The organism is Bacillus sp. SRB_331 (assembly GCF_003264175.1).
GTDB lineage: Bacteria > Bacillota > Bacilli > Bacillales > Bacillaceae_G > Bacillus_A > Bacillus_A mycoides.
In genome coordinates, this window is the sequence record NZ_NADV01000007.1 from 227,229 (window position 1) to 253,438 (window position 26,210).

21 protein-coding genes are annotated in these 26,210 nt (G+C 32.4%); all 21 read left to right on the top strand.

Features of this window, described 5'->3' with window-relative positions; all coding sequences use genetic code 11:
- Positions 1–136 precede the first annotated feature (136 nt).
- The 21 genes from spoIIQ to B5P42_RS04890 all read left to right on the top strand — a co-directional run bounded on the left by spoIIQ (position 137) and on the right by B5P42_RS04890 (position 26,147).
- Positions 137–1,060, top strand: coding sequence for a stage II sporulation protein SpoIIQ (gene spoIIQ, locus B5P42_RS04790; protein WP_003192544.1), 924 nt, complete (start codon positions 137–139; stop codon positions 1,058–1,060).
- A 141-nt stretch (positions 1,061–1,201) separates the two neighbouring features.
- Complete coding sequence (locus tag B5P42_RS04795) at positions 1,202–1,336, top strand: hypothetical protein (RefSeq protein WP_002016211.1); 135 nt, start codon at positions 1,202–1,204, stop codon at positions 1,334–1,336.
- Positions 1,337–1,645: 309 nt separating this feature from the next.
- Positions 1,646–1,918, top strand: coding sequence for a sporulation transcriptional regulator SpoIIID (spoIIID, locus tag B5P42_RS04800; protein ID WP_002089714.1), 273 nt, complete (start codon positions 1,646–1,648; stop codon positions 1,916–1,918).
- Between the two features lie 161 nt (positions 1,919–2,079).
- Positions 2,080–3,081, top strand: coding sequence for a rod shape-determining protein (mreB, locus tag B5P42_RS04805; protein WP_044438315.1), 1,002 nt, complete (start codon positions 2,080–2,082; stop codon positions 3,079–3,081).
- A gap of 317 nt (positions 3,082–3,398) precedes the next feature.
- Positions 3,399–3,794, top strand: coding sequence for a glycerol-3-phosphate cytidylyltransferase (gene tagD / locus B5P42_RS04810; RefSeq protein ID WP_078176150.1), 396 nt, complete (start codon positions 3,399–3,401; stop codon positions 3,792–3,794).
- 6 nt (positions 3,795–3,800) lie between these two features.
- Entirely contained in the window at positions 3,801–4,979 is a 1,179-nt protein-coding gene (locus B5P42_RS04815) for a CDP-glycerol glycerophosphotransferase family protein (protein WP_078176149.1), read from the top strand.
- Between the two features lie 176 nt (positions 4,980–5,155).
- Positions 5,156–6,355 carry a CDP-glycerol glycerophosphotransferase family protein gene (locus tag B5P42_RS04820; protein ID WP_113733756.1) on the top strand — a complete coding sequence of 400 codons (1,200 nt, stop codon included), beginning with the start codon at positions 5,156–5,158 and terminating at the stop codon, positions 6,353–6,355.
- Position 6,356: 1 nt separating this feature from the next.
- On the top strand, positions 6,357–7,160 hold the full coding sequence (locus B5P42_RS04825) for an ABC transporter permease (RefSeq protein WP_044438318.1): 804 nt from the start codon (positions 6,357–6,359) through the stop codon (positions 7,158–7,160).
- A gap of 15 nt (positions 7,161–7,175) precedes the next feature.
- Positions 7,176–8,804 carry a teichoic acids export ABC transporter ATP-binding subunit TagH gene (tagH, locus tag B5P42_RS04830; protein ID WP_078176147.1) on the top strand — a complete coding sequence of 543 codons (1,629 nt, stop codon included), beginning with the start codon at positions 7,176–7,178 and terminating at the stop codon, positions 8,802–8,804.
- Between the two features lie 146 nt (positions 8,805–8,950).
- Entirely contained in the window at positions 8,951–10,543 is a 1,593-nt protein-coding gene (locus tag B5P42_RS04835) for a CDP-glycerol glycerophosphotransferase family protein (RefSeq protein ID WP_078176146.1), read from the top strand.
- 221 nt (positions 10,544–10,764) lie between these two features.
- On the top strand, positions 10,765–14,004 hold the full coding sequence (locus tag B5P42_RS04840) for a CDP-glycerol glycerophosphotransferase family protein (protein ID WP_078176145.1): 3,240 nt from the start codon (positions 10,765–10,767) through the stop codon (positions 14,002–14,004).
- Positions 13,994–15,202, top strand: coding sequence for a glycosyltransferase family 4 protein (locus tag B5P42_RS04845; protein WP_233152496.1), 1,209 nt, complete (start codon positions 13,994–13,996; stop codon positions 15,200–15,202). The genes B5P42_RS04840 and B5P42_RS04845 overlap by 11 nt, the downstream gene beginning before the upstream one ends.
- 237 nt (positions 15,203–15,439) lie before the next feature.
- A complete protein-coding gene (galU, locus tag B5P42_RS04850) occupies positions 15,440–16,321 on the top strand; it encodes a UTP--glucose-1-phosphate uridylyltransferase GalU (RefSeq protein WP_041488624.1) in 882 nt (293 codons plus the stop codon).
- A 559-nt stretch (positions 16,322–16,880) separates the two neighbouring features.
- The gene (locus B5P42_RS04855; RefSeq protein WP_078176144.1) at positions 16,881–17,579 is read left to right on the top strand and encodes a YveK family protein; all 699 of its coding nucleotides are present in this window, start codon (positions 16,881–16,883) and stop codon (positions 17,577–17,579) included.
- Complete coding sequence (locus B5P42_RS04860; RefSeq protein WP_002184562.1) at positions 17,569–18,228, top strand: CpsD/CapB family tyrosine-protein kinase; 660 nt, start codon at positions 17,569–17,571, stop codon at positions 18,226–18,228. The genes B5P42_RS04855 and B5P42_RS04860 overlap by 11 nt, the downstream gene beginning before the upstream one ends.
- 441 nt (positions 18,229–18,669) lie before the next feature.
- On the top strand, positions 18,670–20,484 hold the full coding sequence (locus tag B5P42_RS04865; protein WP_078176143.1) for a polysaccharide biosynthesis protein: 1,815 nt from the start codon (positions 18,670–18,672) through the stop codon (positions 20,482–20,484).
- A gap of 117 nt (positions 20,485–20,601) precedes the next feature.
- Entirely contained in the window at positions 20,602–21,756 is a 1,155-nt protein-coding gene (locus B5P42_RS04870) for a glycosyltransferase family 4 protein (protein WP_078176142.1), read from the top strand.
- Positions 21,741–22,841, top strand: coding sequence for a glycosyltransferase family 1 protein (locus B5P42_RS04875; protein ID WP_078213791.1), 1,101 nt, complete (start codon positions 21,741–21,743; stop codon positions 22,839–22,841). The genes B5P42_RS04870 and B5P42_RS04875 overlap by 16 nt, the downstream gene beginning before the upstream one ends.
- Positions 22,842–22,898: 57 nt before the next feature.
- Complete coding sequence (locus B5P42_RS04880; protein ID WP_078176140.1) at positions 22,899–23,990, top strand: hypothetical protein; 1,092 nt, start codon at positions 22,899–22,901, stop codon at positions 23,988–23,990.
- Between the two features lie 30 nt (positions 23,991–24,020).
- On the top strand, positions 24,021–24,923 hold the full coding sequence (locus B5P42_RS04885; protein WP_078176139.1) for a glycosyltransferase family A protein: 903 nt from the start codon (positions 24,021–24,023) through the stop codon (positions 24,921–24,923).
- A gap of 150 nt (positions 24,924–25,073) precedes the next feature.
- Complete coding sequence (locus tag B5P42_RS04890; protein WP_113733757.1) at positions 25,074–26,147, top strand: EpsG family protein; 1,074 nt, start codon at positions 25,074–25,076, stop codon at positions 26,145–26,147.
- Positions 26,148–26,210 lie beyond the last annotated feature (63 nt).

Genomic DNA, 26,210 nt, shown 5'->3' on the forward strand with positions numbered 1-26,210 from the left:
TTTCTTTTTTCATCATTTCCTCGGAAATTCTGCAATTCTTATACATATTTTTACAGATTTTGTCGAAAAGTAATTAGTTATAGGTTGTATAGGATGAGTGAATATTGTTCAAAATGATTGCTGAGGTGATGATGGAATGCGAGGAAGAAATAGTAAAAAGTCGCGAAAAGTAGTACATTTATTTCAAAAAAGATGGGTGTTTCCGGCACTATACATTGCTTGTGCAGCGGTAATCTTAATGGTTGCGCTATGGTTCCAGGGAGCTAATCCAAAGAAAGCTCCGAACCAAGATCAAGCAACACCGTATACACAAACGGAAGATCCAGCAGTACCGGTAACAAAATCTTCAGAAGTAATGAAAATGCCAGCTGCAGCAAATGCAGAAGTAGTAGTACAGAAGAAATTCTATGAAGATGCAGCATCAGAGGCGGAACAAGAAAAAGCACTTGTCTTTTATAACAACACATATTCCCCGAATAAAGGAATCGACATTGCTGCGAAAAACGGAAAAGAATTTGATGTTACAGCTGCTTTAAGTGGTACAGTAACGAAAGCTGAAAAAGATTCACTTCTTGGTTATGTTGTAACAGTAGATAGTGGAAATGGTGTAGCGGCATATTATCAAAGTTTAGGCAGTGTGAAAGTAGAAAAAGGTGCAAGAGTCGCGCAAGGTGAAGTGTTAGGAAAATCAGGTCTAAATGCAATGAATAAAGAGGTAGGTTCTTACGTTCACTTTGAAGTACGTAAAGACAATGTGGCTGTGAACCCTGAGCGTTACTTAAATAAATCAGTAGCAGAAATTAAAGCTGATGCGGGTGCTGCAAAGGCGACAAATGCTTCTGGTAAAAAAACTGATGACAAATCTCAAAAAGAAGAAAAGTCAACAAGCACGAAACCAGAAAGTAAAACAGAAGATAAGTCTCAAAAAGAAGAGAAGTCAACAAGCGGCTCGAAGAGTGATAAAGAGACGAATGGCAAACAAGATGAGAAATCTCAAAAAGAAGAAAAATCAACGAATGGTTCTACAGAATCATCTAACGGTTCTTCTTCACAAGAATAATAAAGTAAAAAAATCAGTTCTCATTAGGAGAGCTGATTTTTTTATTTTTATATAAAAATAATCAATTTCGAGAAAAAAGTTGCAATAACAAGGAAAAATGACGAGATTCTCGAATATATATTACAAAAGGGAGGGGATACTGTGTCATTTTTATCTGTTCTGTCGATTGCTATCATTTTATTGTTTGTTTTATTCGCTTTATATTATTATATTGCCGGTAAGAAAGAAGTTCCCCACCATCAGTTGTTAGAAGAAGAGTATGAAAGAGAAGAGTGACACCTTTTATAAAGAGGTGTCACTTTTTTTCGCCATAATTGTCATTGTTAACGTATTTCTCACAAAAAAACGTAATTTTTCTTAACTTAGTCCGCAAAAATAGTGAACATGTAGCATATATCAGTAGTGCGGGCAATACAATGGTATAAACCAATGCAAAGAGAGTGTTTGAGGTGAGAAATCGTGAATCATTTCATTATAAATCCAAGAATGTTTAACGCTTACAAACAGCACTCACATTTACTTCATAGTCGTATGCAGCGAGTCTCATTTCACACTTCTCACATCCAATTTAGGGAGGCGAGTGGTGTGCACGATTACATCAAAGAGAGAACTATCAAGATTGGCAAGTATATCGTGGAGACAAGAAAGACAGTGCGTGTAATCGCAAAGGAGTTTGGGGTATCAAAGAGTACAGTCCATAAAGATTTAACAGAACGTTTGCCAGAAATTAATCCAGAGCTCGCAAATGAAGTGAAAGAAATTCTTGATTATCATAAGTCTATTCGTCATTTAAGAGGGGGAGAAGCAACAAAGCAGAAGTATAGAAAAGAAGATACTGAAAACCCTGTGCGCCAATAAATCTAAAATAGCAAACATTCCTTGCAAATTCGGTAATATTTTTCAGAAGAATTCTTTTTGCGAATATTACGTTTCTGTTAAATTTATGATAAAATCAGGAATTAGGTGTAAAAGAATTCGGGTGTAACCTGATTTTGAATATCGAGGAGGAAATGACGGGAATGTTTGCGCGAGATATCGGAATTGACCTAGGTACGGCTAACGTATTAATTCATGTTAAAGGTAAGGGTATTGTATTAAATGAGCCATCTGTTGTGGCAATTGATCGTAATAGTGGAAAAGTATTAGCAGTAGGTGAAGAAGCAAGAAGTATGGTGGGACGTACACCTGGTAATATTGTAGCAATTCGTCCGCTTAAAGATGGTGTAATCGCAGATTTCGAAATTACAGAAGCAATGTTAAAGTATTTCATTAACAAATTGGACGTGAAGAGCTTCTTTTCAAAACCTCGCATTTTAATTTGCTGTCCAACAAATATCACATCTGTAGAACAAAAAGCAATTCGTGAGGCTGCTGAACGTTCAGGTGGTAAAACAGTATTTTTAGAAGAAGAACCAAAAGTATCCGCAGTTGGTGCTGGTATGGAAATCTTCCAGCCAAGCGGAAACATGGTTGTTGATATTGGTGGAGGTACAACAGATATTGCCGTACTTTCTATGGGTGATATTGTTACCTCTTCCTCTATCAAAATGGCTGGCGATAAGTTTGATATGGAGATCTTAAACTACGTTAAACGTAAGTATAAGCTATTGATTGGAGAACGTACTTCAGAAAATATTAAAATTAAAGTTGGTACAGTATTCCCAGGTGCACGTAGTGAAGAGCTTGAAATTCGCGGACGTGACATGGTAACTGGTTTACCACGTACAATTACAGTATGCTCTGAAGAAATTACAGAAGCACTAAAAGAAAACGCGGCTATCATTGTACAAGCTGCAAAAGGCGTACTAGAGCGCACACCACCAGAACTATCTGCGGACATTATTGACCGTGGTGTTATTCTAACAGGCGGTGGAGCTTTATTACACGGTATCGACATGCTTCTAGCAGAAGAGTTAAAATTACCAGTATTAATTGCTGAAAACCCAATGCAATGTGTTGCAGTTGGTACCGGTATTATGTTAGAGAACATTGATAAATTGCCACGTCGTATGTTGAAATAGTTATATAAAGGGTAGTAAAAAGTGCGAAGGAAATAGTTCCTTCGCACTTTTTTGTGAATAAAAGGAAGGAAGAGGAGATTTGTAACACTAGATAAGAAAGCGCTTTCTTAAACGAGATGTGACAATGGTGTTAGGTTATTGTCATAGTTTGTAAATAAAAATTATGTTATAATCATCCTTGTGAATTTCGTGTGAACTTGATGTAAAATCTATGTAAATTTGTTTTGGATTTACATAGGTGCAAGGGACGCTCTAATTTTAATATATTTCTAAAGCAAATAATTATAAAAAAAGAACATTTCACAGGGGGCGCGATTATGAAAAAGGTTATTACATATGGGACTTTCGATTTATTGCACTGGGGACATATTAACTTATTGAAGAGAGCGAAAGATTTAGGGAATTATTTAATTGTTGCTGTTTCTTCAGATGAATTTAACAAATTAAAAAATAAAAAATCTTATCATAGCTATGAGAATCGTAAAATGATTCTAGAAGCGGTTCGTTATGTGGATGAGGTGATTCCTGAGCATAGTTGGGAGCAGAAAGTAAAAGATGTTGTTAATCATGACGTAGATATTTTTGTTATGGGTGATGATTGGGGAGGAGAATTTGATTTTTTGAAAGAATACTGTGAGGTTGTTTATTTACCAAGAACAATTGGGATTTCTACTACTAAAATTAAACAGGAGCTAGTGTTAGTTGCTAGATAGTGTATTATGTTTCGAGAACTGATTGTAACAGTATATCTAATTGTGTTCAAAATCCTATTCAACATAGCAAAAGTATTTCCTCTTAAAAATAAGGTAACCTTTATTATGTCTTATGGGGAAAATCTTATCTTTATTTATGAAGAAATGCAGAAACAACATGTAAATTGTGAAGTTGTTTTTTTGTATAAATCAACTTGTAAGTATGAAGTGAAAAGTTATCCGGATGTAAAATCATTCGCATTTGAAACAAAAAGTATAGTACAAACTATACAAGCAGTGTATCATTTAGCGACATCTCAACATGTTATTATCGATAATTATTTTGGATCGTTGTCAACGATCCGGTTTAAAAGCGGGGTACAATGTATCCAAATTTGGCATGCGGCGGGTGCCATTAAAAAATTCGGATTATTGGCCCCTTCTTTTAAAAGGCGAAGTAAATACGCACAAAAAAGGTTTTTAAAGGTTTACAACAATTTTCATAAAGTTGTAGTAGGCTCTGATGCTTTGGCAAATATCTATATGGATGCCTTTGGAATAGAAGAGGAAAATATATTAAAAACGGGCATCCCTCGTACAGATGTTTTTTTTAATAAAAATCATCAAAAGCATATTGTTAATAGTCTCCTATGTGGTCTTCCTGATCTACAAAGGAAAAAGGTCATTTTATATGCTCCAACTTTTAGAGATAAAGAACTGGAAGATTTTGATTTACATTTAAATATTGATGCAATGTATGAGGCTTTAGAAGATGAATATATTCTTGTGATCAAACTACATCCAGCTATTAGAAATAATCTGGAATATAAGGAATCGTATAAAGATTTCTTATACGACTATTCTCTATACCCGAATATAAATGATTTGTTTTTAGTAACAGATATTTTAATAACAGATTATTCTTCTGTCCCTTTTGAATTTTGTTTGTTAAATAAACCAATGATATTTTTTGCATATGATCTAAAGAAATATGTGAAGAAAAGAGGAATCATTGGAGACTTTATTGCTGATGTCCCTGGACCTGTTGTGTATAACTCAGCTGAAATTATTGAAACAGTGCGAAACTATTCGTTTGATAGTAATAAGTTGAAGCAATTCAATGCACGTTGGAATCAATATTCGGATGGGAATTCAAGTAAGAAGTTGGTCAATTGCTTATTTGATCAAAAAGAGGTTGAGCTTTAAGTTAAGTTGTAAGGTAAAGGGGCTAAGTGAGATCCAAGGAAAATACTTAGCTTTTTTTCGTGGGTGTTTAATTTTTCTTACGGTCTTTGAATCAGGGGCATTGAATGTAAGAATGTAAATGGTTATCGTGATAATTTATAAAAAGGCTAATTGTAGTTAGAAGGTGCATGGATAATATGAGTGTAATCAAAAAAATAAAAAATCATCGAATAGTAAAGGTTGCTTGTAAAACGATATTTGTACTATGCAGTCACTTACCTGCTCAAAAGAAATTAGTTGTTTTTGAAAGTTTTTCTGGCAAACAGTATAGTTGTAATCCACGTGCGATATACGAGTATATGGAACAGCAACATTTAGGATTCCGAATGGTGTGGAGTGTGAATAAAAACTATATAGAACAGTTTAAAGAGGCGAATATTCCATATGTTAAGCGCTTTTCAATCCGTTGGTTTATTTTAATGGCACGTGCGCAATATTGGGTTACAAATAGTCGGATGCCATTGTGGCTTCCAAAGCCTAAGCATACTACTTATGTACAAACTTGGCACGGTACACCACTAAAAAAATTAGCTATGGATATGAAAGAAGTTCATATGCCAGGCACAACTACAGAAAAATATAAGGAAAAATTTAAGAGAGAAGCGCAAAATTGGGATTATTTATTGTCACCGAATGCGTATTCAACAAAGATTTTCCGAAGCGCATTTCAATTTAAAAAAGATGTAGTTGAAGTTGGATATCCTAGAAATGACTTTTTATATGTAAACAATAATTGTAAGAAGATTGAAGAGCTGAAGAAAAAAAACAGTTTACCTGTAGATAAAAAAATCATTTTATATGCTCCAACGTGGAGAGATGATCAATTTTATAGCCAAGGGCGTTATAAATTAGACTTACAACTGGATTTAAACCTTTTACAGCAAAAGTTAAGTTCTGATTATATCATTGTGTTAAGGATGCATTATTTAGTAGCAGAACAGTTTGATTTAGCTCCGTATAAAGGGTTTGTTTATGACTTTTCCCATCATGTCGATATTAATGAATTGTACGTATTATCAGATGTGCTAATTACAGATTATTCTTCTGTTTTTTTTGATTATGCAAATTTGAAAAGACCTATTATTTTTTATACGTATGATATTGATTTATATCGTGATAAGCTAAGAGGCTTTTATTTTGATTTAGAAAAGGAAGCTCCTGGACCAGTTGTTTCAACAACTGAAGGTGTATTGGAAGAGATTATGAAATTCACAAGGGATGGATTGGGCGAATTTGAAAAAAAATATGATACTTTCTATAATAACTACTGTTATTTGGAAGATGGTCTTGCATCTAAACGTGTAGTAGAGAAAGTGTTTTTTGGAGAGGCACAATAAAATGAATGCAATGATTATGGTATTAAAAGAACAGATAAATAGTCTCTATTTAATTAAACGCCTATCTATTTATCAAGTTAAAAGTACAAATAAAGATAACTATCTAGGCATCGTTTGGGAAATGTTAAACCCTCTAATCCAAATGGGCATTTATTGGTTTGTTTTTGGAACTGCAATAAGAGGTGGTTCAGGGGTAAATGGTGTTCCATTTATATATTGGTTGATTTCTGGCATATCGGTATGGTTCTTTATTAATCCTGCAACTATGCAAGCTTCTAAATCTATTTATACAAGGTTAAATATGATCTCAAGGATGAGCTTTCCAATGAGTGTTATTCCTAGTTATGTAATTATGTCTAACTTTTATCAACATCTAGTATTAATAGGCATTGTTACCTTTATATTTTTAGTATCGGGTCAAGGGATTTCAATCTATTATATTCAATTGACCTATTATATGTTTGCCACAGTTATGCTTGTTTTTGCGTTTTCTTTAATTACTTCTACTTTATCTACGATCGTACGTGATGTACAAATGATAGTGCAATCTTTAATGCGGATGCTACTCTATTTAACTCCCATTTTATGGACCCCTGAGAAGTTACCGCTTGTTTTACAAAAGATTATGCAGCTGAATCCATTATGCTACATAGTCCAAGGCTATCGAAATGCTTTTTTAGGAACGGGTTGGTTTTATGAAGATATAATGTATACACTGTATTTCTGGGGAATTGTGTTCTTTATGCTATTGATTGGTACAGCAGTACATGTGAAATTTAGAAAACATTTTGTAGACTATCTATAATGAGGATTGTAAAAAATGAACTATTCAGTGAAGTTTCATAATGTAACAAAAAAATATAAAATGCATAGTAAAAGTTCTGATAAGTTAAAGGATATTATATATCCGGGCGGGTTTGGTGAAGATTTTTACGCGTTAAGAAATTTAAGTTTTGAAGCCCAAAAAGGTGATGTAATTGGTATTATTGGCGTAAATGGATCTGGTAAATCAACAATGTCTAATTTAATTGCTGGCATTACACCACCTACGGCAGGAACTATTGATATAAAGGGTAAAATATCACTTATTGCTATAGCTGTCGGACTTAATAACCAATTAACAGGCCGAGAAAATATTGAATTGAAATGTTTGATGATGGGGCTAAGTAAGGATGAGATTCAAACATTAACACCAGAAATTATCGAGTTTGCCGATATTGGTAAGTTTATTGATATGCCTGTAAAAAAATATTCTAGCGGTATGAAATCTCGCCTTGGTTTTGCAATTTCTGTGAATATTAATCCAGATGTTTTAGTTATTGATGAAGCCTTGTCTGTAGGTGACCAAACATTTACAGATAAGTGTTTAAAACGAATGAATGAATTTAAAGAACAAGGGAAAACGATCTTTTTTGTGAGTCATTCATTAGGACAAGTAAAGCAATTTTGTACAAAAGCGTTATGGATTGAATATGGTGAAATTAAGGATTATGGGCTTATGCAAGACGTAATGCCTAAATACGAACAGTTTTTAAAAGAATACCGTGCTATGAGTAAAGAGGAGCAACAAAAATTTAAAGAAGAAGCACAGAGAAAACAAGCCGGTCAGGAAATGAAGCAGGAGGACGCTAAGGCTTTAGATATTGCACATATTGGATTAAATCCAAGGAAACGGAAGAAAAAATATATGATTCCATTGGCAGGATTGGTCTTATGTATCGGAGTTGGAAGTACTGCTTATTTGAAAAAGGATCTGTTTGTCCAGCCTCCCCAGGCGGAAGCTGAAAGTAAAAAGAAACAAGTGTCTAATGAAAAGAAAAAAAATCCATTGGCGGATTTAGATATTCGATATGTGAAAATGGCAAAGGCAAAGATCAGAAGTATGCCAAATCTAAATGGTAAACAAGTAGCTATGATGGAATTTGGTACACCGTTTGTGGTAAAGACACAGCAAAAAGATGAAAAAAACGATATAAACTGGTTGGAAATTGTATATGAAGATGGAACAGAAGGATGGATTAGTGAGGGTGTGTCAAGTACGATTCCTTTTAGCTCAGCTTTACAGTATGAGGTTATCTCCAACAAGTTAAAGGGGCTATCGGGCTCAAATCAAAACTTTGAAAGTGGTATATCTTTATTAGGAAAAAATCAACAAGATGTACAAGGTGTGATAGGGAAGCCAAAAAACACCGAAGAACTATTAGAGGGTACATTAAATAGTTATGAAAATATCAATGTTCTATATAACCATCAGTTCACTGTAAAACAGGTTACAATACAGAATATGTCTATCCCTAAGGTGGCGATGTTAGAGAAGTTAGGTCAAGCGCAGTTAGTAAGTGAAGACGGAGCATCATTTATATACCGCTCTGATAAATATGATTTTAAATTTTCATCCGCAGATGGTATAACTGTTGATCAAATATCTATATTTTTACATGCTAATTAAATTGATGAAGTGTTTACATGATTACGGTGGGATTAAAACCTTCGTATATCGCTCATAGTTGAGTTATAACATACAAATTTCTTGAAAATCATATATTTAACTATATGAATTTGATTCGTTGAAGTGCTAAAGAAAGAGTGAAGCGAATGGTCAAATCCTCCGGAAAGTTAATTTCTAAAATACGAATAACGTCATTTAAGAAGAAAAAAGGAAAATGGCAGTTTGCTATTAGAGTAAAATGTAGAGATAAATGTACGGTCGAGGCTATAACTTTAAAAAAAAGGAACGGAGATAAAGTTTATCAACTCCCGTATCAGGAAAGTAGCGTAAATGAATTTGAAAAAAAGGTTATCTTTGAAGTAGAGCTGGATCAACTTGAGCTAGGCCCGTTTTTTTGGGATTTTTATGTACATTTGAAATCCGATGAACTTAAGAGTTATCGAATTAAACATCCCAGCTATATTGTTAATAGAAAGCTAAACAATCGATTACAGCGTGACCATGGTGAAGATGGATATGTAGTATATCCATATGTGACTGTTAAAGGTGGACTCAGCTTACATTATCGAAGGAAGGGAACCTATGATCAGTTAAAATATGCTTTGAAAGAAAAGCTGGCATTAATCATATATTATACATTTAAATGGCATTGGGATCGAAAAGGCATTGTATTAGTATATGAGAAATTTAGCCATACCGCACAAGATAATTCTTATTATTTCTTTAAGTATTGCTATGATCATAAGCAAATTCCCAATCTATATTATGTGATTAACAAAAAGTCTAATGACTATAAGATGCTTGATCAATATGAGGATAAAGTTATCGACTTTATGAGCATCAAGTATATGATTTATCTCCTTGCTAGTACACTTATGATATCTTCTGAGTCAAAGGCACATTGTTATATATGGAAAGAAAACAGGGGAACGTTAAAGAAAGTTATTCATACTAAAAAGCACGTTTTTCTACAACACGGTGTGCTAGGTTTGAAAAAGGTGGATTCAATTTTTAAAAAAGGTAGTCCGAATGGAACGAATTTATTTTGTGTATCTTCGGAATATGAAAAAGAAATTGTAAAACAATTTTTTAATTATACAGAAGATGAAATCATTGTGAGTGGATTAGCAAGGTGGGATTATTTGCAAGATAAGAGTGGGGAGCAAAAACAAATTCTATTGCTACCGACATGGCGAGAGTGGCTAGATGAGGTATCAGAGGAAGGGTTTTTAGATAGTCAATTTTATAGGCAATATGAAAGGCTGCTAAATGATACAACCCTTGTTGAACAACTAGAGAAACATAACGTTATTTTAAAATTTTGTATGCATCCAAGAATTCATAGTTCTATTCGTTATTTTGAGTGTAATACTTCAAATGTACAATTTGTAAAATACAAAGATATAAAAATTAATGAGTTGATAATGGAATCTTCACTGCTTATAACAGATTATTCTAGTGTTTCTTGGGATATGTATTATTTAAAAAAACCAATTATTTTCTTTCAGTTCGATCATATAATGAATGGTTATTTAAACGTAGAACATGAATTATTTGGAGATAGATGTGTGCATGTGGATGAACTAGTTCAACTCTTAACTTTCTATATGCACAATGGATTTAAGGAGAAAGAAAGGTATAAATCGCTTAGAAATCACTTATTCTCATATATCGATAAAAATAATTCAAAGAGAATTGTCCTGGAGATCCTTGCAAAGAGAGAGCAACTGAAAAACTAAATCCGCCCTTTTTTAGTTAGAATTGTTTCGTTATATTGTTAATTAAATAAATAAGTATACTACGTTATCTTTATTTGAATATAGAAATATCAATCCTACTAATGATAGTAGTTAGGATAATTTTTTATATAAGTTATAAAACATAAATTGTAAATAGAGAAATGGACACAAAGTAGTCGGATAGTGGATTTAACTGTTAACAGATGAAAGGTGAGATTGAATTGAAAGTAAAAGTGTTATTGGAAGAAATGAAAATTACGCAAAATAAAAGCATCGAACTTGAAATCTCTATACAAACAGATGGAAATATGCAAGATATTTATGAGAGAGTAAAGGGATTATTTATTCATAAAGGAAATTCTAAAAAACAGTTATCACTATCTAGTATGAAAATCCATAAAGATAGAATTATATGTGTTCTACCAATTTCGGGACTTTCCGAAATAATGAATAATGGAAAATTAAAAGTTTATTTACAACTAGATAAAGACATTGTTGTTCTTCATGTATATAACAATTTGGAGAAGGAATTCTTTATATGTCCTGATAACACAATTTTTCAAGTGAATGCGATTAATTCAGTTGAACAGTTTGTTGAATTTAGTAGAAAAGACTCTGTAGGAATTGTTGTCTCTGCAAATGAAATTTTTGAAAATGAAGAAAAAGATTTTGTAATACTGGGGGATTTCTCCCCGAAGTCTAAGCGTAGAGAGGTTTATTTAAAAGAGTTCTTTTTGAAAAATGGCCTTACAAAAGAAGTGAAAAACTTAACAGATTTAAAAGTGAATGACAGTACAAATGAATATCAAGTAACGCTGAATTTAAAGGGAAATCCTTTATATGAAGGTAACTGGGAATTGTATTGCGAAGGGGAGCTTAATGGCAAGTCTGTATTAATAAAGGTTGAAAATAAACAAGAAAAAAAAGTAGTTGGACATTATTTTCGTTATAATGATCAATTGTATTATCACGTGTTTTCTCGTAATAATAAACAAGAATTAATTCTTAAAATTGAAAAAAATGAAGAGAGAATGGTTTCTACTAAAATTAAAACTGTAAATTTAGGACAGAACAAGCTCACTATCGAGGGATTCGTGCAATTTAATTGTATGGTGGATGCGGAAAATCAGATGGTAGAGTTATTGTTTATCCATCGAGATACGAAAAGACATCAATCACATCCTATTAGGATAATAAACCATTCTTTTACAAAGACAATAGCGTTTGAAGAAGGTGATTTCTTTGAAGAAAAGGGAATTTGGGATGTGTTCTTAAGTTTTAAAGTGAGCGGGGTTAAAGATAGAGTTCCATTAAATCTAGATTCTACCCTAGAAGCTAAAATGGACTTTGTAGTTATACCTAAAACAATTTATTCCCGATCCGGTACTATAAAAAGAATCCGACCATATGTTACTTTAGATAATAATTTAGCAGTATTGGTTAGAGATGAAGGAGTATACTGTGATGTTATTAGAGTTGATTATGAAGCGAGTAAGCTAATCGTAAAAGGCTTTGTAAGCATTCCGGATGTTAACTATGTTTTAAAAGATGTGTATCTTCATGAGGAATCTATGGATTTAAAAATCAATTGTATAAATGAATTTTCAGAAGGAGACGGAGGCTATTATTTTAATAGCTCATATGATTGGGATTCATTTGATATTGAAACAATTGGTGAAGTAAACTTACAGTTTATGATTTATATTGAGGGTAATGGAAATAATATTGTGTTTAAATTCATATCTAATTTAGATGATATAAAGAATAAAGCAAAGGCAATTATTTATCCTTCATTAAACCGGAATGTTAATGGGCATCCGATACAAATTCAGCCCTATTATACAAATCAAAATGAATTATCAGTGTCTGTACAGAATTCTTTACAATCCTATTGTACTGAAATGGATGTAAATAAGGATAATATAAAACTCAAAATTTATTCAACGGTAGAAAAACAGCTTGAATTGCAAGATGCAAGGTTAGTTTTTAAGGAAAAGAAAACTGGTCAAACTGTAACACAGAAAGGTAAATTAAATAATCTTAATGAGTATCTATTTTATATTAATTCATCATTTATGAAAGTAAATGAGCTTCATGATGCAGGGAAATGGGATGTGTACTTTGCTGCGAATGTTAATAATAATAATGTGGAAACAATGGTACTTTGTGAGGATATAAATATTATCAATAAAAACTCCACTTTTAAAGAAAATACGATAAAAATGGAAAGTGGTTTATATTGTTCTACGTTCTTTAATAAAAAGGATAAGATAATGTCACTTGAAATAAGGAGCTTAAAGGCACATGAAAGAAAAAAAGAAAAAATAAAATTCTTAATGGCCAGAGGAGTTGCTAAAGTATGGAGTAAATTTCGAAAGAAACCAGTATGGCTTATTGGGGAAAATTTGGGGGAAGTTGCGCAAGATAATGGATTTGCTTTTTTTGAGTCTTGTGTTAAGAATAAAACCTCAGAAAATTACTATTATGTGAGTACAACCAATAACAAAAATATGGCAAACCTAGAACCGTATAAAGAAAAGGTTCTGCGGTATGATAGTTTTAAACACCTTGTTCTATATCATTTAAGTGAATATCTTATCGTAAGTCATGGCATTAGGGATGTTATTCCAAGCATTGTCCATCCTAAGATGGGAAGTAATCCAAAGAAAGTAATTTACCTACAACATGGTATTATTGCAATGAAAAAATTGCAGTTTAATAGAAAGTCTTATAATGGAATGATTAAAAAATTCGTTGTTTCCTCTACACATGAACAAAATATTATGATAAACGAAATGAATTTTAAAAAGGATCAAGTGATGGTTACCGGATTAGCTAGATTTGATTCTTTAGTAGATAAAAGTAAAAGTCGAAAAACTCGAGAGATTCTTCTTATGCCTACATGGAGAGATTGGATTATTGATTCAAAAAAAGAATTTTTAGCATCAGATTTTTATGTGCATTATAGTCAATTATTAAAAGATAAGAGGTTGCATAATCTATTAGAGGAAAATGATTTAGTATTAAAATTCTTTCCACATATCGAAATACAAAAAAAATATAAAGATGAATTTTCATCTTTAAATAAGAGAATACAAATTGTTAAATTAGGCGAAGAAAGCGTAAAAGAATTGATGCAAAGTAGTTCCTTAATGATTACAGATTATTCAAGTGTTGTGTTTGATTTTAATTACTTGAAAAAACCATCGATTTTCTATCATTTTGATATCAATGATTATTTGAAACATAGAGGATCTTATGTAGATTTGAGCAGGGAGTTAGTTGGAGATATAGCATATACAAAAGATGAAGTAATAAAATATATTAATGAGTATGTTCAAAAAGATTTTAAATATAAACCTAAGTACCTCATTAAGTCTAAAAAATATTATGCGCGTCATGATAAAAAGAATTTCGAACGAATTTATAAAGAAATCAAGAAAATATCAAATGAAAAATAAAGAAATAGTGAGGTATATAAGGATGAAAATTACCTTTCTTGTATATAATATTTATGGAATGGGGGGAACTGTAAGAACAGTTGTGAATACTGCTAACTATTTTGCCTCTCAAAATTATGATGTGGAGATTGTCAGTGTTAGAAGAACGAGTGCAAAACCGATGTTCGATATTAATAAAAAAGTAAAGCTTAATCCTATCTTTGATGCTAGAAGAGGAAAATTATTTGGGAGAAACACACCTCTTTACCAGAAAGTAATAAAAAAGATCTTATTGAAAATGCCAAGTTATTTCATAGATAAAAGCGAAGATTTATATCATATGTTTAATCTCTTTGTCGATTTTAAGATTATTGCGGCTCTAAGGAAAATTAATGAGGGTATCTTAATTACAACAATACCATCATTTAATATCTTAGCAACTAGATTTGTAAGTAATAATGTAATTAAGATTGGTCAAGAACATAAGTATTTCGGTGGTCATGAAAAGTGTTTACAAAATAAAATTGAAAAATATTATGGGAAATTAGATGCTTTAACATGTTTAACAGATTCAGAAATTAGCGACTATCAATCACTATTAAAGGGAACTGGGGTAACGTTATATAAAGTAGAAAATGCTACAGCGGTTCCTAAAGAAATAGCTGCACTAGATAAAAAAGTAGTGATTGCTGCGGGTAGATATGTACCTCAGAAAGGTTTTGACCTTTTAGTCCCTGCGTTTTCTAAAGTTATAGAGAAATATCCGGATTGGAAGCTAAAAATATTTGGTTCGGGAGAAGATGAACAACTTCTTCGACAACAGATTTTTGATTATAAAGCCTATAATAATATTTTCTTAATGCCAAAAACGAATGATATTATTGGTGAGATGCTTAATTCATCAATTTATGTTTTAAGCTCCAGATATGAACCTTTTGGAATGGTTATAATTGAGGCCATGTCAGTAGGAGTTCCTTGTGTAAGTTTTGCTTGTACAGGGCCTGTCGAAATAATTAAAAATAAAGAAGATGGATTGCTTGTAGAAGAAGGAAATATTGATGAACTTGCTAATTCATTAATGACCTTAATGGAATTTGAAGAATTAAGAAAAGAATATGGTCGCAAGGCTAAAAAAAATGTTGAAAGATATACTTTTAATGTTGTTGGTGATAAGTGGGAAAATATTTTAGAAGAACAAGTACAAAAAAAGTTAAAATAGAATAAGAAGGTATTGTCAGAGATATCGATATAATATTTCATTGATTTTGTATTAGTAATATCTTTAGTTATAGAATAATAATGTGGGAAATATGAGTAGGCAAAAATCATAAAATTAAAACAGAGGATAGATAATTTATTTTTACATAGTAGTGTAATTAAATTATTTAATTCTTTTTATAGTGGTTAAATTTTATAGTTTATATAAATATGTTTTAGATTACTAGGAGGAATATCATTGAAAAAAGTAAGAAAAGCTATTATTCCAGCAGCTGGATTAGGGACTCGCTTCCTACCAGCAACAAAAGCAATGCCAAAAGAAATGTTACCAATTGTTGATAAACCAACAATTCAATATATCGTGGAAGAGGCAATTGCGTCTGGAATTGAAGATATTATTATCGTAACAGGAAAAGGAAAACGTGCAATTGAAGATCATTTCGATCATTCCTTTGAATTAGAACAAAACTTACTATCAAAAGGAAAGTATGAAACTCTTGAAAAAGTACAAGAATCTTCAAAGATCAATATTCATTATATTCGCCAAAAAGAGCCTAAAGGTTTAGGACATGCTGTTTGGTGTGCTCGTAAATTTATTGGAAATGAGCCATTTGCGGTACTACTTGGTGATGATATTGTTCAAGCGGATACGCCGTGCTTACGCCAATTAATGAATCAATATGAGAATACACAATCATCAGTAATTGGTGTTCAAACTGTTCCAGAGAATGAAACGCATCGCTATGGTATTATTGATCCGCTAGAGCAAAAGGATCGCAGTTATCAAGTGAGTAAATTTGTTGAAAAACCTGCTAAAGGAACAGCACCATCTAACTTAGCGATTATGGGGCGTTACGTGTTAACTCCAGAAATCTTTATGTTCTTAGAAGATCAACAAACAGGGGCAGGCGGAGAAATTCAGTTAACAGATGCGATTCAGCGTTTAAATGAAATTCAACGTGTATTTGCATATGATTTCGAAGGAAAGCGCTATGATGTCGGAGAAAAACTAGGGTTTATTCAAACAACAATTGAAATGGCACTGCAACACGAAGAGTTAAAAAAAGAGCTATTAGATTATATGAAAAAGTTAGTGGAAAGTGAAATGGTTTGTAACTAAGCTTTAACGATACAAAAAAGACTTCATTAGAAATGAAGTCTTTTTTTGTAGAAAAGGATGCTAAAATTTTTATGGATCAGAATCAATATGTTGGGTAAACAGTTAAGGTGAATCTGTTTTTGGAATTAGCTTTTTAATAATACTTCTTTTTTTCAGTCGTCAAACTTGTAGGATATTGTTTAATTCAGTTTTAAATAGTTTTTATAATATGTCAATATATGAAGAAGTTAATTCATTTGAAATAATTATTTATGAAGTTATTTTTGAATTTATATAAGGATAATTGAATTAAATATAATAAGGTAATCGTTGGATTTGATGTATAAATTTATATTGACGGCTTCATTATCAAGAACTAAAATGAATATTAAATGAGTATATTAAGATTAAAGAAACAAGGTATATATTTTCTGAATGAAATATATACTCGGAAATTTCATTCTACTTATGATTTAGTAAATTATGTTCGATATAATCAAAATTAACTTAGGTTATACGATTTGATTTACCAGCGATTAGCTTTTTTTATTAGTTAAATAGACAGTAATGGAGGGGAAACATGGAAAAGGAAATAAACTTAAAAAATTTATTTAATGTTATAAAAAGAAAATTTTGGATTATTGCAGTAATTACGATATTAGCGGCATGTATTGGTGGTATATATAGCATTTTCATGAAAACGCCTTTATATGCGTCTTCTGCAAGAATCCTCATTCCAGCTAATGCTGATGCTATAGCTACACTTAAAGTGATGATAAAGGAACCTATTGTTTTAGAGAAAGTGGCCCAGCAATTAAATTCGCAAAAATCAGCAGATGCATTGAATGGACAGGTTAGTGTTGGAAAGATTGAAGAGTCGCAGGTTTTTGTTATTACAGCTGTGGATACTAATCCAGCGGAGGCAGTCAAAATTGCCAATGCTACAGCAAATGTTTATAAAGAAGAAGCCAATGCTATCCTAAATTTTTCGAATGTCCGCATCTTAACAGAAGCAAAAGTACAAGAGCATCCTTTACCGATAAACTTGAATCATGCAAAAGCGATTGAGATGGCCTTGGCTGCCGGTCTTATACTGAGTATCGGAGTAGTCTTTGTATTGGATTCTCTTGATGAAACAATTAAATCGGAACGTAACATTGAAAAATTATTACCGGTTCCCGTTTTAGGAAGTGTTTCTCAAATGAAGAAAAATAATATAGTAGATAAAACAAGTAAGAGAGAAAGTGTAATAGTGGAGGGGAAAACATTTGATTCATAATAAAAAGCAAAGCCGTATCCTTGATAATAGTCATTTAATTGCTCATATCGCTCCGAAATCGAAGATGGCTGAGGAATATCGAACAATTCGTACTAACCTTCAATTTGCAATTGGCACGGACAAAACAAGAACTATAATTATTACTTCTCCTGGATATGGAGAAGGTAAAACCACCACTGTGGCAAATTTGGCGGTTTCTATGGCTCAGCGAGATGAAAAAGTCTTAGTTGTTGATGCGGATTTGCGAACTCCGGAACTACATGCGATTTTTGGAATGGAAAATAAATCTGGATTAACAAATGTTTTGGAGGGAAAAGCAGCATTAGAAAAAGTGGTAATGCAGACAGAAATCAAAAATGTACATATATTGACAAGTGGTCCCGAAATTAATAATCCAGCTGAGATGCTTAGTTTACCATCTATGCAAAATTTAATTAGCAAAGCAATAGAGCAGTATGACATTATTTTATTTGATTCTCCGCCCCTTCTTGAGGTTATAGATACAAATATACTAGCTAGTCAATGTGATGGGGTATTATTGGTGTTAAGTTGCTATCAAACTGCTAGTGAAGCAGTTGTTGAAGCGAATAGGGCCTTAGATTTAACAAAAGGAAAGCTTGTAGGGGCTATTCTAAATAAAAAAGTATAAGAGATTTATTAGAATTGATTATACATAAAATAATAATCCAGCGCTTTCCTAATGGGTGACGTAAGGATGAGAAGCTTTTCATATATTTTATAGTAGAGAATGAAAGACCACCTATAAAAAATTATAGGGTACGGTGATGTCTCCTTACCACTATCAATGGAGACACTCGATCATACTGTGGGTTGAAGAACCTTAGACGTTAGTCGTCAAGAGTGTGGTGTGAGGGAGGGTTGGATGCCCAAACTTATTTGAAGTTCTTGTCTAGAAAGTCTTTCTAAAGGATTTTGTAGATAGGAACTTTGTATTAGTTGGTTATTGATTATTTTCCTTGTCTATATGTTTAGCTAGACATATTCAATATATAAATCTTTTAATTCTAAGATAACAATTATGAGGATTTCCTTTTGTTATATATAAAAAATTTAGAGAGGGGGGCCTATTATGACGTATCGCCAGAGATTATCCTTATTAATTTTAATTGATTCCTTAATCGTATTAACTACGGTTTTCTTTAGTCGCTTCTTAGTAAGTGCTGATTTCAATGTCATAACATTTCCCATCGTAGTGAGTGCAATGACGCTGCTATTTAGCCATCATATTTTTTCTTTTATTTATAAGCTTTATAAAAAAGCATGGGAGTATGCAAGTGTAGGAGAATTGCTAATTATTTTAAAAGCAATCACACTTTCTGTTATCACAACAGCAGTAGTACAACAAATATTGGTCCAAGATATTTATTTCCGTCTTCTTGTTGTAACGTGGATGATTCATATTTTACTGATTGGAGGATCACGTTTTCTATGGCGGATGTTCAGAGATGCTTATATTCAAAAAGGGGAGGACAAAAAAAGAACACTAATTATTGGTGCGGGTTCTGCAGGTACAATGGTTGTAAGGCAACTTTTGAATAGTAATGATACTGAATTACTGCCTGTGGCATTTATAGATGATAATATAAAGAAACAAGGATTGGATATTCTTGGAATACCGGTAATTGGAGGAATTGACCGTATTGAATTTGCTGTTCAGCAATTAGATATCGATAGCATCATAATAGCAATTCCTTCACTTAGCAAGAAAGCATTAAATATGATTTTTCAAGAATGTTCCAAGACAAAAATAAAAACACAAATTCTTCCAATGCTAGAGGATTTAGTGACTGGAAAAGTTTCAGTGAATGAATTTCGTGATGTCCAAGTAGACGATTTATTAGGACGTGATCCTGTTGAATTGGATATTGAAAGTATTTCAGAATTTATTACTAATAAAATTATTTTAGTAACTGGTGCTGGTGGTTCAATTGGATCTGAAATTTGTCGTCAAATTGCAAAATTCAACCCAAAACAATTGATTTTATTAGGTCATGGTGAAAATAGTATTTATTCTATCGAAATGGAATTGAAAGAGCTATACGGTGACACAGATGTTGTCGTTACCACAGAAATTGCTGATGTACAGGATGATCTGAAAATGATGTCAGTAATGAGTCAATATGAGCCTCAAGTTGTTTATCATGCCGCTGCACATAAGCATGTACCATTGATGGAACGTAACCCCGAAGAAGCTATCAAAAACAATTTAATTGGGACAACAAACGTGGCAAAAGCGGCAAGCTGGAATGGGGTCGAGACGTTTGTAATGATTTCTACAGATAAAGCTGTGAATCCGACAAGTGTAATGGGAGCAACAAAAAGGCTTGCTGAAATGGTAATTCAAAACTTGGACAAAACAAGTAATACAAAGTTTGTGGCTGTAAGATTTGGTAATGTATTAGGAAGCCGCGGTAGTGTTATACCGTTGTTTAAAAAACAAATTAAGCAAGGTGGTCCAGTTACGGTTACACATCCAGATATGATTCGTTACTTTATGACAATTCCAGAGGCGTCCAAGCTTGTAATACAGGCTGGTGCATTAGCTAAAGGTGGAGAAATATTTGTGTTAGATATGGGAGATCCTGTGAAAATAGTAGATCTTGCGAAAAATTTAATTACATTATCAGGAAATTCGCTAGAAGAAATACAAATAGAGTTCACTGGAATAAGACCTGGAGAGAAGCTCTTTGAAGAACTATTGAAAAAAGAAGAAATACATGAACAACAAATTCATCCTAAAATTTATATAGGTAAAACATCGAACCTTTGTATAAACGAAATTGAAGCAGTTCTCCAAACTTATAAGAATCTCGAGAAGACGGAATTAAGAAAACGTGTATTGACATTGGCAAATAGTCATATAACTCCACGAAATATGATATAAATATGGATTTTGATCTGCATATATATGCTTAGACTTATGTTTTACTATGTAGAGAAATGAGAATGAAGTATGCACAGGTGGTTAGTTACAATATAACAATTGTAGGGTGATATATATATGGAAAATAAAGTATTATTTTGTGCGACGGTAGACTTTCACTTTAAAGCATTTCATTTGCCGTATATGAAATGGTTTAAAGAACAAGGCTGGGAAGTCCATGTTGCTGCTGCTGGCAACATAGAACTCCCATATGTGGATAAGAAGTATGACATTTCTATTCAAAGGTCACCTTTGCAATTTAAGAATATTAAGGCTTATAAAGAGCTGAAAGATATTATTGATGAAAATCAATATAAAATTATTCATTGTCATACCCCGATGGGGGGAGCCGTTGCACGTTTGGCAGCAAGAAAATCTAGAAAGCATGGAACAAAAGTTTTATATACTGCGCATGGATTTCATTTTTGTAAAGGTGCCCCGCTTGCAAATTGGCTGTTATATTATCCAATTGAAAAAATGCTAGCAAATTATACAGATTGCCTCATTACAATTAACCAAGAAGATTATAACTTGGCTGTTCAGCGAAAGTTTAAAGTACCTAAAATTGAACAAATTCATGGGGTGGGAGTGGACACAGAATATTTTAAACCAGTTAGTGAGGCTCAAAAGAATTGTCTAAGGATTGAGATGGGTTATAAACCGGATGATTTTTTAATGTTTTATGCGGCTGAGTTTAATAAAAATAAAAATCAGCAGTTTTTGATTCGTTCATTGGCCTTAATAAAAGATCATGTTCCCAATGCGAGGCTTCTATTGGCTGGGAATGGTCCTTTGATAAATGATTGCAAAAATTTAGCTAAACAAATGGGCGTATTTGAAATGATAGATTTCCTTGGTTATAGGAATGATATTGCAAAAATTTTACCTATTTGTGATATTTCTGTTGCATCCAGTCTACGTGAGGGGTTACCAGTTAATATTATGGAAGCGATGGCTTGCGGATTGCCTGTTATAGCTAGTGAGAACAGGGGCCATAAAGAGTTAATTCAAAATGGTGTAAATGGTTGGACAGTAGGTCGTGAAGACATACAGACAATGGCAGAAAAGATAAAATATCTTGCTGAAAATAGTAGCTTACAAGGCATATTCGGAGAGTCTGGTCGTGAGATTATTAAAAATAATTATGCCGTCAATAAAGTATTAGAAGAAAAGAGCTATATTTACACCATGTTTATGAGTGGAACGGAGGCGTTAGATTGGATTGTCCATTAAGAATCTTACATGTTGTAGTCAATATGAACCGTGGTGGTGCAGAAACCCTTATTATGAACTTGTACCGGAATATAGATCGAAATAAAGTGCAGTTTGATTTTCTTACTTGTAAGGAAGGTGTTTTCGATACAGAAATATCAGAATTAGGTGGGAAAGTGCACAGGATTCCATATATTACTGATGGTGGTCATAACGAATACATAAAGTCTTTAGATAATTTTTTTGAATCTCATCAAGAATATAAGATTGTACACTCACACATGGATAAGATGAGTGGATTTGTGTTACGTGCAGCTAAGAAAGCCGGTATACCAGTTCGTATCGCACATAGTCACAATACTAGCAGTGAAGGTGGAGTTGCTGCGAAAGTATATAAGTGGTATGCAGGGAAGTATATATTAAGAAGTGCGACACATCTTCTAGCATGCTCGGATGCAGCATCTCGCTGGTTATTTGCAGGTAAAACAGATACTGCCACGATTTTAAAAAATGGAATTGAGCCTGAAAAGTTTTCATTTTCCCCCGAAATTAGAAAACAGATAAGAGAGGAACTAAATCTTACAGTTGATAACTTTGTAGTAGGGCATGTAGGAAGGTTTGCGCATCAAAAAAATCATGGATTCCTTATAGAAGTGTTTGCTCAGTTAGTTAAACTTAGAAGAGATTCCGTTCTTGTTTTGGTGGGGGATGGTCCGTTACGGGTAAAGATTGAACAAAAAGTGGAAGAATTAAATTTAGGGGCTAATGTAAAGTTTCTTGGCATAAGGAGCGATATCGACCATTTACTTCAAGCTTTTGATGTATTTGCATTCCCATCCATTCATGAAGGATTGCCTGTTACTCTTATAGAAGCGCAAGGAGCTGGGTTATCTTGTGTAATCTCGGATGCGATAACTAAAGAAGTAGACATGGGAGCAGGTCTAGTGGGTTTTGAAAGCATAAATACCTCCCCCGAAATATGGGCGCAGGATATATTGGATGTCAATAAACGTATGCAAGATGTAGAAGGATATATCAAGAAAGAAGGATATGATATAAGTGAATCGGCTACTTGGCTTGAGAATTTTTATCTTCAAGCGCTTTAATTAATAGTAACTTCTATATTTTAAATAATGTCTAAAGGATTAAAAAGGAGCACAATGATGTCAAGAGTTTCATGTTGTCTTAGGCTAGGAGAAGTTCCGCTGCATCTCTATAATATAACTGCAGGTTTTGTTCTACTTGCTCAACAAGGAGTAATAGACTTGAGGATAGAGAAACTTAGTAAGAATCATCAAGATCAATTACCTTATAATATGATGGAAGTTATAATCAACGGGAAAACTCGAGTTTTATATGATGTTAATGACGGTTATGATAATTTGCTTAAGCAAAATCAGGATTATGTTGAGTTTATGAATGTGTTGTTAGAAAAATACGACTTTTACTTTAAGCGAAGTTTTAATAGTTTTTATAATTCAAAGTTAAGGCATAAGGAAAAAATTTATCCTCTTGGATTAAATTATATGGTTACAATACCTGGAAATATTGCGCATTCACCGATGCCTCAAGATCCACTTAGGGAGAAAATTAAGAAAATAATACGGAAGGTTCCGTTGTCTCAATATTACAATGGTTTATATCGTATTAATTCTTTTGAAGATATACCTCATAAAGAAATAGATTCAAAAATTCTTTTTATGGCTAGGCTATGGGATGTAAATGGAGATTATGAAGGGCAAATTTCTTCGAATAAAAAGGAAGAACGTGCATATATTAATGATTTTCGAGCAACATGCATTAGACTTTGTCGAAAAGAGTTTGGAGATAAATTTTATGGAGGAGTAGCACCATCAGAATTTGCATATAAAAATTATGCAGATATTGTTATAGAAGACGGAAAAGCTACTGAACGGAATAATTACCTAAGAAAGGTAAAAGAATCTGCAATTTGTATTGCAACTATGGGATTACATCAATCTATTGGTTGGAAATTTGCAGAGTATGTTGCAGCAAGCAAGGCTATAGTAACAGAAGAATTACATTATGAAGTCTCAGGTGATTTTCGTGATGGTCAAAATTATCTTGTTTTTAAAACACCAGAAGAATGTATAAATCAAATATATACTTTATCAAATGATGAAAATTATAGATATCAAATGATGATTAACAATTATAGATATTACCATGAATATGTAAGACCTGATAGATTAGTATTAAATAGTATATTAACAATATTAGGGGATGAATTTTAATAGATTAGATGATTGATGGAGAGATGTAAATTGAAACCTATTCTTACAATTTTTACACCTACATTTAACCGTGCTTACACGCTGCATTTATGTTATGAAAGTTTAAAGCGACAGACAAGTAAGGATTTTGTTTGGTTAATTATTGATGATGGATCTACAGATGACACAAGAGAGTTAATAGAAAATTGGATTTCCCAAGGCAGTATCTCAATTCAGTATCATTATCAAGAGAATCAGGGAATGCACGGGGCACATAATACTGCTTACGAATTAATTGATACGGAACTTAATGTTTGTATTGATTCTGATGATTATATGGCGGATGATGCCGTTGAAAATATCACTCGTTTTTGGAAGGAGTATGGAAGTAATGATTACGCTGGCATAATAGGATTAGACGCTAATCCAAATGGAAAAGTTATTGGAACGATGATGCCGGAACATGTGAAGGAATCTAAACTGACAGATTTGCATGCGAAATATAAAGTCACAGGTGATAAAAAGTTAGTTTATCGATCAGAGTTAACACGAAAAACCCCACCATATCCAATATTTCCGGGCGAAAAGTACTGTCCTTTAAGTTATAAATATATTCTTATTGATCAAGAGCATCCGTTACTCATCATGAATAAAGTTCTTTGTCATGTTGAGTATTTAGCAGATGGATCTAGCATGAACATTATTAAGCAATATAGAAAAAATCCTCAAGGGTTCTCATTCTTTAGAAAAGTTGCTATGAAATATGCTCCTACATTAAAAGAAAAATTTCGGGAATCTATACATTATGTATCTAGCAACTTGATGATCAAAAACTATAAATTTCTCATTGAGTCCCCATATAAATTTATTACTTTGGTGGCTACACCTTTTGGGATTATGCTTCATTTTTATATTCAAAAGACAAGTAAAGCTACTGTTTTGAAAAATAAATAGTAGGTCTTTAATTGACTGTGTATTTTATTGTCATATGTATTTAGATTGTAAGAGAAATATAGGACTGATAGGTTATATTATTGAATTATTTGGTTAAAGAATAGCAAAGAGTTTTATATTTACAATCTATAATATGAAAGGAATTTAAAAATGTTTATATTTTGGGTTACGCTGGCCTTAGTTTATATTCTTTCTTTTTTAGCAAGATATTTTTCTACTCCTGTAATAATGGGACCACACATTGTTCAATCAAAGCCAAATAAGCTGTTAGTATTTTTAACAATAGTTATTCTTGTAATGGTGTCTGGTCTCCGTAATAATATCGGGGATACTTTTTTTTATATGTATTCTTATAAAAAAGATACGTTTGATTGGGAACATATAAAAGAAGGAAAAGATATGGGTTTTAATGTGCTTCAGATGATTTTAAAACAGTTCTCTAATGACCCTCAAATATTGATTTTTGTAACGGCACTAATAACAAATGTACTTATTGTATTGGTTTTATATAAATATACAAGAATGTTCGAATTAAGTTTATATGTATATATAACAGGTGGAATGTATTTAATATCAATGAATGGGATAAGGCAATTTCTTGCAGCAGCAATTATTTTTGCTGCAACAAAATATATATTTGAAGGTAACTGGAAAAAGTATATTCTAATTATTCTATTTGCATCAACAATACACCAAACTGCACTTATCCTTATTCCAATATATTTTATGATTAGGAGAAAAGCATGGTCATGGGAAACGTATGTAACCCTCTTTTGCTCTGTATTCATAGTTATAGGGTTTAATCAATTTTTAGATACCTTATTCTCAGTCATAGGAGATAGTCAGTATGGAGATTACAAGAACTTTTCTGAGGGCGGAGCAAATATACTTAGAGTTGGAGTTAATATTCCTCCAATTATTATTGCTTACATTGGAAGAGAGAAACTCAGGGGAATATTTCCTAAAAGTGACTATGTAGTAAATATGTCTATATTAGGACTTGTATTCATGATAATTTCAACACAAAATTGGATTTTTGCAAGATTTTCTATATATTTTGGATTATACCAATTAATTTTAATTTCATGGATTATAAAATTATTTACTGATAAAGACCAAAAACTAGTTTATTATGCAATATTAATATTTTATTTTATTTTCTATGCATACGAGAATGTACTAACATTAAACATTATTTATAAAAGTAATTTTTTAAATTTCTAAGTTTTTTAAGGTGAAATATGTTAATGACTAGTTGATCAATGAAATATGGAAATTTAGGTGTAT